This window comes from Streptomyces sp. HUAS TT11, assembly GCF_051553595.1.
In the GTDB taxonomy this organism is placed as follows: domain Bacteria; phylum Actinomycetota; class Actinomycetes; order Streptomycetales; family Streptomycetaceae; genus Streptomyces.
On the sequence record NZ_CP196184.1, the window covers coordinates 2,227,446 to 2,239,503 of the forward strand.

Annotated in this window: 10 protein-coding genes; 4 read left to right on the forward strand and 6 right to left on the reverse strand. The window is 73.1% G+C overall.

The annotated features are described in order from the left end of the window. Positions 1-15 precede the first annotated feature (15 nt). Positions 16-834, forward strand: coding sequence for a CDP-diacylglycerol--serine O-phosphatidyltransferase (gene pssA, locus ACSHXN_RS10070; protein WP_355128447.1), 819 nt, complete (start codon positions 16-18; stop codon positions 832-834). A gap of 1,026 nt (positions 835-1,860) precedes the next feature. On the opposite strand, the gene ACSHXN_RS10075 is transcribed toward pssA, so the two are convergent. The 6 genes from ACSHXN_RS10075 to ACSHXN_RS10100 form a co-directional block, all read right to left on the reverse strand. Beyond that, positions 1,861-3,021, reverse strand: a complete 1,161-nt coding sequence (locus ACSHXN_RS10075) for a glycerate kinase (RefSeq protein ID WP_438302956.1) — start codon at positions 3,019-3,021, stop codon at positions 1,861-1,863. 531 nt (positions 3,022-3,552) lie between these two features. Next, on the reverse strand, positions 3,553-4,818 hold the full coding sequence (locus tag ACSHXN_RS10080; protein ID WP_355128163.1) for an ABC transporter substrate-binding protein: 1,266 nt from the start codon (positions 4,816-4,818) through the stop codon (positions 3,553-3,555). Next, positions 4,818-6,032, reverse strand: coding sequence for a branched-chain amino acid ABC transporter permease (locus ACSHXN_RS10085; protein WP_355128161.1), 1,215 nt, complete (start codon positions 6,030-6,032; stop codon positions 4,818-4,820). Before ACSHXN_RS10085 ends, ACSHXN_RS10080 begins: the two co-directional genes overlap by 1 nt. Further along, positions 6,025-6,915, reverse strand: a complete 891-nt coding sequence (locus ACSHXN_RS10090; RefSeq protein ID WP_355128159.1) for a branched-chain amino acid ABC transporter permease — start codon at positions 6,913-6,915, stop codon at positions 6,025-6,027. Before ACSHXN_RS10090 ends, ACSHXN_RS10085 begins: the two co-directional genes overlap by 8 nt. Further along, the gene (locus ACSHXN_RS10095) at positions 6,912-7,697 is read right to left on the reverse strand and encodes an ABC transporter ATP-binding protein (RefSeq protein WP_355128157.1); all 786 of its coding nucleotides are present in this window, start codon (positions 7,695-7,697) and stop codon (positions 6,912-6,914) included. Before ACSHXN_RS10095 ends, ACSHXN_RS10090 begins: the two co-directional genes overlap by 4 nt. After that, complete coding sequence (locus ACSHXN_RS10100; protein ID WP_438302957.1) at positions 7,694-8,503, reverse strand: ABC transporter ATP-binding protein; 810 nt, start codon at positions 8,501-8,503, stop codon at positions 7,694-7,696. Before ACSHXN_RS10100 ends, ACSHXN_RS10095 begins: the two co-directional genes overlap by 4 nt. A 180-nt stretch (positions 8,504-8,683) precedes the next feature. On the opposite strand from ACSHXN_RS10100, the gene ACSHXN_RS10105 reads away from it, so the two are divergent. The 3 genes from ACSHXN_RS10105 to ACSHXN_RS10115 all read left to right on the forward strand — a co-directional run bounded on the left by ACSHXN_RS10105 (position 8,684) and on the right by ACSHXN_RS10115 (position 11,990). Further along, positions 8,684-9,880, forward strand: coding sequence for a PucR family transcriptional regulator (locus ACSHXN_RS10105; protein WP_355128153.1), 1,197 nt, complete (start codon positions 8,684-8,686; stop codon positions 9,878-9,880). 484 nt (positions 9,881-10,364) lie between these two features. Next, positions 10,365-11,441 carry an ADP-ribosylglycohydrolase family protein gene (locus ACSHXN_RS10110; RefSeq protein WP_438302958.1) on the forward strand — a complete coding sequence of 359 codons (1,077 nt, stop codon included), beginning with the start codon at positions 10,365-10,367 and terminating at the stop codon, positions 11,439-11,441. 57 nt (positions 11,442-11,498) lie between these two features. Next, positions 11,499-11,990, forward strand: a complete 492-nt coding sequence (locus ACSHXN_RS10115; protein ID WP_356296880.1) for an NUDIX hydrolase — start codon at positions 11,499-11,501, stop codon at positions 11,988-11,990. Positions 11,991-12,058 lie beyond the last annotated feature (68 nt).

Consider the following 12,058-nt stretch of genomic DNA (forward strand, 5'->3'; position numbering starts at 1 on the left):
ACCAAGACCGGCTGGGTGCCTGAGGACGAGGTGGACGACGAGGAGGAGATGCCCCTCTCGCTCCGCCTCTCAATAGCGGACACGCTCACCCTCGGCAACGCCACGTGCGGGTTCATGGCGGTGTACTTCACCACCACGGGCATTCTCATCCCGCACCTGACGGGCAACGACGAGTCGGCGGGCATGGCCCGGCACAGCGCGGCCACGGCCGTGATCCTGATGCTCTGTGCGGCGGTCTTCGACCTGTTCGACGGTCTGGTCGCCAGGAAGCTGCGCTCCTCCCCCATGGGCGCGGAACTGGACAACCTCTCCGACCTGATCAGCTTCGGCCTGGCACCGGCGTACTTCGTCCTGGTCTACGGCATGGTGGCGGACGACGCGCACCAGAGAGTGGCCGCGGTCGGAGGGATCGTGGTGCTGCTGGCGGTCGTGCTCCGCCTCGCGCGCTTCTCGTGCGTGACGCCGACGAACGGCATGTTCCAGGGCATGCCCTCGCCGTTCGGTGCGCTCACGGTCGTCTCGATCGTGCTGCTCGAGCTGCCGTTCTTCGCCACGCTGCTGGCGATCCTGGGCACGGCGTGGCTGATGGTGAGCCGCGTGGAGTACCCGAAGCCGCGGGGCCGTCTGGCGGCGGCCATGCTGGCGTGGATCGTCCTGTCGATGGGTCTCCTCGCGGCCTGGGCCTTCGACGCCCCCAGCGGCCAGCTCCTCCTCCAGACGGGCTGCGCCCTTCAGCTGGTGATGGGTGCCGTGATCCCGCTGTTCGCCACGGCGCGCCGGGTGAACAACTTCCGCGACAACCGCCGCGAGGCGCGCGCCGCGCAGCTGCCGTAGGCATCACACTCGCGTGGGGCCCCGGACCGGATCGGTCCGGGGCCCTTCGCTTGCGCGGAGACGGTCGCCTGGCCCGCGGCGCGGAAGCGCCGGCCTCCCTTTGCCGTGCAAGCGCGGACCCATCGATTGCTGTGGGGAGCCGCGGGCCCTTCCGCTTGTCGAGCGGGTTGCGGTGCAGGGGCACGGCCCCCGCTTACGGTGCCTGGGCACCGACCCTCCGTTTGTGGTGCGGAAGCCCGGGCCCTTCCGCTTGTCGAGCGGGTTGCGGTGCAGGGGCACGGCCCCCGCTTACGGTGCCTGGGCACCGGCCCTCCGATTGTGGTGCGGAAGCCCGGGCCCCTCCGCTTGTCGAGCGCGTTGCGGTGCAGGGGCACGGCCCCCGCTTGCGATGCCTGGGCACCGACCCTCCGATTGTGGTGCGGAAGCCCGGGCCCCTCCGCTTGTCGAGCGGGTTGCGGTGCAGGGGCACGGCCCCCGCTTGCGATGCCTGGGCACCGACCCTCCGATTGTGGTGCGGAAGCCCGGGCCCCTCCGCTTGTCGAGCGAAGGCACGGCCCCCCGCTTACGGTGCAGGGGCACGGCCCCCGCTTGCGATGCCTGGGCGCCGACCCTCCGTTTGTGGTGGGGAAGCGCGGGCCCCTCGGCTTGTGGTGCACAGCGCCGGCCCATCGTTGTGGAGCGGAGGCGCCGGCCCTCCGTCTGGTGGTGCATGGGCGCGGGCCCTTCGGCCGGCGCGGCCCTTGGTTTCGGAGGCACCGCCCCAAGTTTGTGGTGCGGAGGCGCCAGGCCCATCCCTCGCCGTGCGGAGGCCCGGGCCCATCGCTCGTAGTACGGAAGCGCAACCCTCCACTTGTGGTGCGAAGGGCGCCGGCCCACCGCTCGCCCGTGCGGAGGTGCCGCCCCTCACGTGCGCGCCGCGGGCGCTTCGCTCGCGGCGCGCAGGCGCCGCCCCCGCGGCATCGAGGAAGCCGTCCCCGCCCGGCCGAAGAGTCGCGGCCCCGGCGGCCGGGCGGGGACGGACCCGGCTCAGATCAGGAAGTCCCGCGCGATGTTCTGCGCCACCCGCTCCAGGATCGGCCCCGCGTCCGCGATGCACTTCGCGACGTCCGGCTCGAGTTCCGTCAGCGGGTACGCCCTGCGGATCCCCGCGCGGCCCAGGGCCTCCGGCGGCAGGGCCAGCCGGCCGCAGACCGCGACGGCCTCCTTGCCGGCCGCCCGCGCCGCCGCCGCGACCCCCGCCGGAGCCTTGCCGTGCAGCGTCTGCATGTCCAGCGAACCCTCACCGGTGATCACCAGCGAGACCCGCTCCAGAGCCGGCCCGAAGCCCAGGACGTCCAGCATGACCTCGATGCCCGGCCGGAAACGGGCCCCCAGGACGAGGGCGCCGTATCCGATACCGCCCGCCGCACCCGCGCCCCGCGAGGCGGCGTGCTCCGCCGCCCGCGTGCCGATCGACTCCTCCAGCACCTTCGCGTAGTGCGCGAGGGCCGCGTCCAGCGCCGTCACCTCGTCCGGCGAGGCACCCTTCTGAGGCCCGTACACGGCCGGTGCGCCCGTGGGCCCGGTCAGCGGGTTGTCGACGTCGCTCGCGAGCACCAGCTCCACCGAGGGCAGCCGTGGGTCCAGTCCGGACAGGTCGGCACGGGCGAGTTCCGCGAGGCCCCCGCCACCCGGCGGTACCGGATCCCCCGCCTCGTCGAGGAACCGCGCCCCGAGCGCGGACAGCATGCCCGCGCCCCCGTCCGTCGTCGCGCTTCCACCGACCCCGAACACGATCGTCCGCGCCCCCGCGTCCAGCGCGGCGCGCAACAGCTCACCCGATCCGTACGTGGACGCCGTCAGCGGCGCGAGGACTCCGTCCGGCAGCCGCTGGAGCCCGCTCGCCTCCGCCATCTCCACGACCGCGGTGTCGCCGCGCAAGGCGAACGCGGCTGTCACCTCGTGCCCGAGAGGACCCGCGACCCGCACCTCGCGCCGTTCGAAGCCGGCCGCGACGGCCGCGTCGACGGTCCCGTCACCGCCGTCGGCCACGGGCAGCGACTCGACGTCGAGATCCGGCACGACCCGTCGCAACCCCGCCGTCACCCGCTCCGCGACCTGCACGGCTGTGAGCGACCCCTTGAACTTGTCCGCGGCGACAAGAACCCGCCGTACCGCCCGGAGGCCGTTCCCTGCTGCGTCCGCCACCTGCACTCCCCTTGCTCTTGATGCCTTGCGCACGGCAAGGCGGTCGCGCCGCTGCGACCATAACCAAGGGGTGCATCCGCCGTCATGCCCTGTCCGGCCCCCGGAAGGCCGCACACGCACGTCCCGAACCGAGTAGGCCTTCGGCCACGGCCCCGGTGGGCCCCGAGTTCGCCGACCGTTCCTGCGGGCCCGGCCGGATCGCGGACAGCAGACGCGTCAAGCCGGCCGGCGGCAGGGCGACCGCAGGCCTCCGCCCTTGCCGCCGGCCGGCTCCCTGCCGGAACCCGCCACCGGGAACGCACGACTCCCCTCCACGGCCCGAGTGGTGGTGCCTGCGTCGCGGCCTGCCACGGGGCGGTGATCCCGCTGTTCGACACGGCCCGCCGGGTGAACGACTTCCGCGGCGTCGGCGGGAGGTCGGCGCGGCGCGGCCACCGTGGTCCTTGTCGTGGCGACACGGGCGAGGGCCCGAACCGATCCGGACCGGGCCCTCGGGTGCGGTCGGGCCGCCGCGCCCGTTTCCCGGCCTCCTCAGGCCTGAGGTGTGTAGGCCGCGGCTTCCTTCGAGACGGCCGCCTCCTGTACGACCTTCATACCGCCGGTCGCGTTCTTGTCCGGCTGGAGGATCACGCTCTCCCGGGAGGACGGGGCGGCGGGGTCGGTGAAGTTCTGGACGGTGCCGAAGCCGATGTCGAAGGAGTCGATCGTCAGCAGGGCCTTGTCGACCCCTTCCCGGGTGAGGTCCTTGTTCGCGCAGGCCTTCTTCAGTGCCTCGCCGAAGGCCGACGCGGCGGTCCAGCCCGCGACGATGCCGTTGTCGAGGGAGTCCGAGGGATAGGCCGCCTTGTAGTCGGCGACGAGCTTCTTCGCCTCCGGGGTGTCCGCGCCGATCGGCAGCGAGGGCGAGGCGACATAGTAGTTCTTCATCAGGGCAGGACCTGCCTGGGTGGCCAGCAGCTGGGGTGCGAAGGCCGAGTTGTTGCCGATGACCGGCACGTCGAAGCCGCCGGCCGCCGCGACGCCGACCAGCGAGGCGGCCTGGCGCGGGCCGGCGCTGATGACGATCGCCTTGACACCGGCCTGCTTGAGGGCGGCGACCTGGGCCGTCATGTCGTTGTCGGTCGGCTTGATCTTCTGCTCGACGACCGTCAGCCCCGCTTCCTGCGCGATGTGCTTCGAGCCGACGAGGGCGCTCTCGCCGTAGTCGCCCTCGAAGTAGACATGGCCGATCTTGTCTCCCTTCTTCAGACCCTTCTTGTTGATCAGAAAGTCGACGGCGTTGATCGTCTCGATGTCGTAGGTGGATCCGATGACGCGGATGTACGAACTGCCCAGGAGCGCCGACGACCAGGCCTGCGGCAGGACGAGGGCCTTGTCCTGCCCGTCGATGCGATTCTTGACCGCGGCGACGAACGGGGAGCCGATGAACTGGGCGAAGCCCAGCACCTTCGGCTCCAGCTCGGTGTACCCGGCGACGGCCTTCTGCGGGTCGTAGCCGTGGTCGCGGACCGTGAGGGCCACCTTGTAGCCGCAGACCCCGCCGGCCGCGTTCAGCTGCTTCACGTACAACTGCTGGGCCTGGGTGACGCTCTTGCCGAGAGTGGCGTACACGCCGGTCAGGTCGGTGAGCGCGCCCAGTGTGATCGTCTTGCCGGAGATGCCCTCCCCGGTCTTCACACCACCGGCCGCCTTGTCGCCGCCGCCGCCGTCGTCCTTGGCCTTGGAACTGCATCCGGCCAGCACGAGCAGTACCGCGAGGGCACCCGCCGCCGCCCTGGCCCCATACGTCCTGTTCATCATTGCTCCCCTGGATCGGTTCTGACGCGACGCCGAGCGGCCACCCTGGCCAGGCCGCCGGGCAGGAACAGCACCACCAGCACGACGGCGGCGCCGTAGAGGTACCGGGCCGCCTCGCCCGGTGCGATCCCGCCCGTGCCGGGGGCGGAGATGAAAGGCAGCGCATCGCTGTAGCGGGTCAGCAGCTGTGGCAGCAGGGAGACGAACACGGCGCCCGCCACCGCGCCGGAGACCGAGCCGAGACCGCCGATGACGATCATGGCGAGGTAGTCCAGGGACAGCGTGATGCCGAAGTAGTCGGGCACCGTCCGCTGGAAGACCAGCGCGAGCAGAACACCCGCGAGTCCCGCGTACATCGAGGACAGCACGAACACGGCCGCGCGATGCCGGGCCACGGGTACGCCGAGCACGCCCGCGGCGATGCGGTGGTCGCGGATCGCGTTCATGGCCCGGCCCGGGCGTCCGCGCAGCACCCCGCGGGCGAACAGGGCGCCGGCGAGCAGGGCGACCAGGCCCGCGTACCAGAGCTTCTCGGCCGAGCCGAACGGGACGTCCGCGACGACGAGTTCGCGGTCGTCGAAGGTGAGGCCGAACAGGTTCAGCGGCGGGACGTCACGGCCGTTGGCGCCGCCGGTCAGGTCATGGGCGTTGAACATGACGTGCTGGCCGATGAAGACCAGCGCGAGGGTGGCGATGCCCAGGTAGGCGCCGCTGAGCCGGCCCGAGATGGGGCTGAAGAGGCCGCCCGCGACACCCGCGACGAGCACCGCGAGGACGGCCGCGAGCCAGGTCGGCAGGCCGAGCCCGGTCAGTCCGTCGCCGCCGTCCGCCGCGAACACGCAGTAGCCGTAGGCGCCGACGGCGAGGAAGAAGGCGTGCCCCATGGAGAGCTGTCCGGTCGCGCCGGTGAGGAGGTTGATGCCGATCGCGCCGATCGCGGCGGCCATCGCGAACAGACCGGCCTGGAGCCAGAAGCGGTCCAGGTAGAACGGGAAGGCGAGCAGCAGCACGGCGCCGACGGCCCAGACGTAGGTGCGGGGCTCGGCGAGCCGGGTGCGGCGACGGCCGGGAGGGGCGGGCGCGCCGCGCCTCCCGCCGGGTACCCGGGTCCCGGACGGGGGTCGGGGGCCGGAGGGGGCGGGTTCGTCGGACCCGAGCCGCGAGGGGCCGCCCGGCGCTGTCGGCCGCTGCGGCACGGCCGGGTTCTCAGACACGTGCGAGCTCCTTCGTGCCGAACAGCCCCGCGGGGCGGATGAGCAGGATCGCGACCATGACGAGGTAGGGGGCGAGATCGCCGAGCCCGCGGCCGAGGAACGTCAGGTCGCTCTGGTAGCCGGTGGCCAGCGACTCGGTGACGCCGACCAGCAGGCCTCCCACCAGCGCGCCCGTCGTGGAGTCGAGTCCGCCGAGGATCGCGGCCGGGAACGCCTTGAGCGCGGCCAGCGAGGTGGCCCGTTCCAGGCCCGGCGTCGGGAAGACGGTGAGGAACAGCGCGGCCACGGCGGCCAGGCCCCCCGCCACGGCCCAGGCGCTCAGTGAGATGCGCCCGAGCCGTACGCCCATCAGGGCCGCGGTCTCCGAGCTCTCCGCCGCCGCGCGCATCGCCACCCCCCACGACGTGTACCGGAACGCGAGCAGGAAGGCGCCGATGAGGAGCACGGCGGCCACGAAGGCGGCGATCCGCGTGTGCGCGAGGGAGACCGGCCCGAGCTTGAGCACGGCGTCGCCCCACGGATCGCCCAGCGGGATCACGTCCGTGCCGATGCGACGGGTGAGTTCGGTGGTGAGCAGGATGTCGACCCCGATGGTGACGATGGCGAGGACGCTGTGGTCGCTGCCCCGGTACCGCCGCATCACCAGGAACTCCACGGCCGCCCCGACCAGCGCGGCGCCCGCGATCCCGGCGAGCAGCGCGGGCCAGAAACCGATGTCGTCGTGGAGGGCCGCGGTGATGTAGCCACCGGCGAGCAGCAGCGACGCGTGGGCGAAGTTGACGACCTCGGTGGCCCGGAAGATGACCACGAAGCCGAGCGCGATGAGTGCGTAGACGGACCCCAACGAGAGTCCGTTGAGGAGGATTTCGGCGAGGGTGCTCATGAACCGGCTCCCAGGTAGGCGCGGACGACGGCCGGATCGTTCTGTACGTCGGCGGGGACGCCGTCCGCGATCCGGCGCCCGAAGTCCAGTACGGTCACCGCGTCCGCGAGCCGCATCACCACCCCCATGTCGTGTTCCACCAGCACGATCGAGATGCCGAGCCCGTCCCGGACGCCCGCGATCACGGCGGCGGTGCGGCGCCGTTCGTCGGCGGTCATGCCCGCGACCGGCTCGTCGAGCAGCAGCAGACGCGGCTCCATGCACAGGGCGCGGGCGAGCTCGGCGAGTTTCTGCTGCCCGTACGGGAGCGAGCCAACGGGGCGGCCGAGGCAGTCGGCGATACCGACGAACTCGGCGATCTCCCGCACCCGTTCACGGTGCCGCCGCTCCTCGCGGGCCGCGGAGGGCAGGCCGAGTCCCGCGGCCAGGAAGCCCGTCCGGGTCAGCCGGTACCGGCCGATCAGCAGGCAGTCCTCGACCGAGGCGCGCGGTGGCAGCGCGAGGTTCTGGAAGATGCGGGCGACGCCGAGGCCGGCGATGCGGTGCGCGGACATCCCGGTCAGCTCGTGCACGCCGAAGCGCACACTGCCCGCGGTCGCCCGGTAGACCCCGGACAGCACGTTGAAACAGGTGGACTTGCCCGCGCCGTTGGGCCCGATGAGGGCGTGCACGGTGCCGGGGCGGACGGTGAAGCCGACACCGTCCAGCGCGGTGACTCCGGCGAACCGCACGGTCAGGTCGCGCACTTCGAGAGCGTCGTCGCCCGCGGCGAGGCCGTTCACGCGTCTCCTCCCTGCCACCGGGTCAGCGTCCGCCGGACGCCACCCGACTGTTCGGCGTCCGCGACCGCCTCCTCGTCGACCACGCCCAGGTAGCGCCGGCGCACCTCGTCGGAGGCGGCCAGCTCGTCGGCCGGGCCGGACAGGGTGACCTCGCCGACTTCGAGGACGTACGCGCGTGTGGCGAGCCGCAGGGCGAGGGCGGCGTTCTGCTCGACGAGCAGCACCGAGGTGCCCTGCGCGTTGATCTCCCGTACGGTGTCGGCGATCCGCCGGGCCATGAGGGGGGCGAGGCCGAGGGACGGCTCGTCCAGGAGCAGCACCTTCGGGCCCGCCATCAGGGCGCGGGCGACGGCGAGCATCTGCTGTTCGCCGCCGGAGAGCAGGCCGGCCCGCTGCCCGGCGCGCTCGGCGAGCACGGGGAACAGCTCGTGGACGCGCTCCAGGGCCGCGGCCCGGCCCGACCGGGTGCCGCCGAGGGCACCCGCGCGCAGATTGTCGGCGACCGTCATCCGCGCGAACACCCGTCTCCCCTCGGGCACTTGGGACACGCCCGCGGCGACCACCCGGTCCGGGGGCAGCCCGTCGAGGCGGCGGTCGCCGAGGCGCACACCGCCCTCGGTCACCGCGCCGCCGTGGAAGGCAAGCGTCCGGTTGATCGCCCTGAGCAGCGTGGACTTGCCGGCGCCGTTGCCGCCGAGCACCGTCACCACCGCCCCCTCGGGCACCTCCAGGGACACCCGGCGCAGTGCCCGCACAGGTCCGTATCCGACTGACAGGTCGTGGACGACCAGTCCGGATCCGCCCATGAACGACCCCCTGTTCCGACTCGGTGTGGCGCTCACCCCAGCACCGACGGTGGCGCCCGTCCACGGCCCGCGGCGGAATCGCTGCGGGTGCCCAGCGGGTCGGGCCGGGCGTTGTGCGCGTGCACAAGACCGCGTGTCAGGGGCCTGTGCGGGACCCCGCCGCGATGGCATCCTCCGGCCATGGGAGGGCGAAGGCCGCGGACCGGTCATGACTGGAAGCTGCTCGCGGAGTCCTGCAAGGCTCTGCTGGAACGGCTGCCGCTGCTCGTCGACGAGCATCTGCGGCAACTCACCGAGTACTCCTCCGTCTACGGGCAGGTGCTCCCGCAGGACCAGCAGTGGCGGGAGGCGGAGGAGGCGATGCGGATCGGCATCGAGACGCTCTACGCTCCCCGGGACTCGCCGCGCCGCGACCTGGAGCACGCCGAGGACACGGGACGGCGCCGGGCCCGGCAGGGGCTGCCGCTGGACCTGCTGGTACACGCCTACCGGAACGCCGGCTACCTGCTGTGGGACGCGCTCGTCGACGGGGCCGCGGGCCAGGAGCCGGAGCGGCTCGCGGCGCTGATGCGTTCGACGACGATGGTGTGGTCGGCGGTGGACGCGCAGACCCAGACGGCGTCCGAGGCCTACCGTGCCACCGAGGCGGAGCTGCGACGGCGCACCGACGAGCAGTTGCAGGCGCTGCTCGACGCACTGCTGGAGGGGCAGGCCACGCCCGGGCTGGCGGCCCGCGCGGCCGCGGGTCTCGATCTGCCGGAGCACGGGCCGTACGCGGTGGTGGTGCTGCGTGCCGAACGGCGGGAGGCAGCCGAACGGCCGGTGCGCGGTGCCGGGTTCCGGTTCATCTGGCGGATGCGCGCCGACGGTGAGGTGGGGGTCGTTGCGCTCACACCCGATCAGGACCTGGACGGCGTCGCGCGTGTGCTGGACGGGTGGTGCTCGGGTCCGGGCGGCATCAGCCCGGTCGTGCCCGGGCTCGCCGAACTGGGGCGGGCGCGGCGGCTGGCCGAGCTGGCGCTGCGCACCTGCCCGCCGGACGCGACCGCGGTCGTGCGGCTGGACCAGCGGATGCCGACGGCGCTGGTGGTGAGTCAGCCGGAGCTCGCCGACCGGCTGGTGGCGGACGTGTTCGGTGGGCTCCTCGAACTGGAGCCCGCCGACCGTGCCGTGCTCCTGGAGACCCTCGACGTATGGCTGGCCTGCGAGGGCTCGGCCGGCCGGGCCGCGAGCCGGCTGTACTGCCACCGCAACACGGTCTTCAACCGGCTGCGGCGGCTGGAACAGCTCACCTTCCGCTCGCTGGCCCGCCCCCGCGACCTGATCGAGATGACCCTGGCCCTGGACGCGTACCGCTTGTCCGGGGCACGCAGATGATCCGGGGCCCGCAGCGGGCACACGGCTGATCGACCTGCCGTCGACTCGGCGCTCCCGGGCCCCGGGTCGGCAAGTCGGGCCGATCCGCTCCGCGACACGCCCCGGGACCGGGCCGGCGTCCGGGACGCACGGGGCGATGCCCGGCTCGACGCCGGTCGGCGGGTACGACCGGTGCGTTCCGGGCCCCCCGTCGCGGCGGCCGGGCGGTCGGGCGGCCCGCCACGCACCGCGACGGCGTCCCGGCGGCCGCACGCATGGCGGCGGCCACCGGCACCTCGCCGTTCCGGGAGCCCTCGCCAGTGGCCACAAGGCCGCCCGCGGCCGCGCACAGGGAGCACGGCCCCGGTGCCGGACCGGGAACCCGCCGTCATGTCCGGTCCGGCCCCTGAGAACGGGGCGGGAACAACGTACGACCGGGACGGGAAACCGCGGTGCGCAGGGCCGAATGCGGCACATCGCGGCCGAAATCGGGTAGACCGGAGCCATGACCCCTGTGGGCACTGAGCCAGAGCTCGCGGACCGCATCCTCGGGGGCTGGCTCGGCCGGATCGCGGGCAACATGCTCGGCAAGCCGGTCGAGCAGGGCGACCTGTGGACGCGCGAACGTATCGACCGCTATCTGCGGCAGGCCTCCGCCCTGCCGCTGACCGACTACCTGCCGGAACCCGTCACCGAGACGGACGGCTTCGAACTGCGGCCCGAGTGGCGCCAGTGCGTGCGCGGGCGCATCCACGGCAGTTGCCGGGACGACGACGTCGACTACGCGATCCTGGGCCTGGACCTGCTGGAGACGCACGGCTTCGGCTTCAGCACCGAACAGGTCGGCGACCTGTGGCTGCTGCGGCTGCCGTACCTCCAGACGTTCACGGCCGAGCGGGTCGTGTACCGCAACCTCGCCAACGGCCTCAAGCCACCCGTCACAGCCACGTACGACAACCCCTACCAGGAGTGGATCGGCGCCCTGATCCGCGCCGACGTCTACGGCTGGACCTGCCCCGGTCTGCCCCATCGGGCCGCCGCGCTGGCCAGGCGGGATGCAGTCCTGTCCCACACCGGCAACGGGGTGTACGGGGCCATGTGGGCGGCAGCGCTGATCTCCGCGGCGTTCACCGCGCCCACGGTCCGGCAGGCGCTCGACACCGCTCTGACCGTGATCCCCGCGAGCAGCCGCCTCGCCCGGACCGTACGCCGGGTGATCTCACTGCACGAGACCCGGCTGAGCTGGGAGGAGACGCTCGACACGGCCACCGGGGAGACGACGGGGCTCGGCTGGATCCACACCGTCCCCAACGCGGCGGTGCTCACCGCCGGGCTCCTGTACGGCGACGGCGACTTCACCCGCACGATCGCGCTGACGGTCCGCGGCGGACTGGACACCGACTCCAACGGCGCCACCGCGGGCTCGGTCGCCGGCGTCCTCACCGGCGCCCGGGCCATCCCGGCGCAGTGGAAGGACCCTTTGGAGGACACGGTCCGCAGCGCCGTCTTCGGCTTCGACTGCGTCAGCATCGGCGAACTGGCGGACCGGACGCTGCGTCTCGCGCACACCGGGAGCGGGTGATCCGCGGGCCGGATCACCCGACCGCGGCAGGAGGACAGGTGTGGTTACTCTTCCTGGGTGACCACACCGGACTTCGCCACATACATCGCGTCCCTGCCGCGCGTCCTCGCCGGCGCGGCCGCCCTCTTCCGCGACGCGGAGGGGCACGTGCTGCTCGTCGAGCCCAACTACCGCGACGGATGGGCGCTGCCCGGCGGGACGATCGAGTCGGACACGGGCGAGACACCCCGGCAGGGGGCCCGGCGCGAGACCGCGGAGGAGATCGGGCTCGACGTCGAGCTCGGGCGGCTCCTCGCGGTGGACTGGGTGCACGGGACGGCGCGACCGCCGCTGGTGGCGTATCTGTACGACGGCGGGGTTCTCGCGGAGAAGGACTTCAAGGCGATCCGCCTGCAGGAGGAGGAACTGCTGTCCTGGCGCCTGGTCCCGCAGGAGGAGCTCACCGCCTACCTGCCCGGCGAACTGGGCCGCCGCGTCCTGGCCGCCCTCGAGGTGCTGGCGGAGGGCACGGGCACGGCGGAACTGGAGAACGGCCACCGCGTGGGCTGACGGACCGCACCCGACCATCGGTGCGCTACCCCGATGGCAGAAGGGTCGACCTGTCGTCACGCTCACCG

Bases quoted from the DNA above. Each gene is read 5' to 3' on its own strand.
- ACSHXN_RS10100 (WP_438302957.1), bottom strand. From the start codon at position 8,503: ATGGGCGGATCCGGACTGGTCGTCCACGACCTGTCAGTCGGATACGGA.
- ACSHXN_RS10110 (WP_438302958.1), top strand. From the start codon at position 10,365: ATGACCCCTGTGGGCACTGAGCCAGAGCTCGCGGACCGCATCCTCGGG.
- ACSHXN_RS10080 (WP_355128163.1), bottom strand. From the start codon at position 4,818: ATGAACAGGACGTATGGGGCCAGGGCGGCGGCGGGTGCCCTCGCGGTA.
- ACSHXN_RS10105 (WP_355128153.1), top strand. From the start codon at position 8,684: ATGGGAGGGCGAAGGCCGCGGACCGGTCATGACTGGAAGCTGCTCGCG.
- ACSHXN_RS10090 (WP_355128159.1), bottom strand. From the start codon at position 6,915: ATGAGCACCCTCGCCGAAATCCTCCTCAACGGACTCTCGTTGGGGTCC.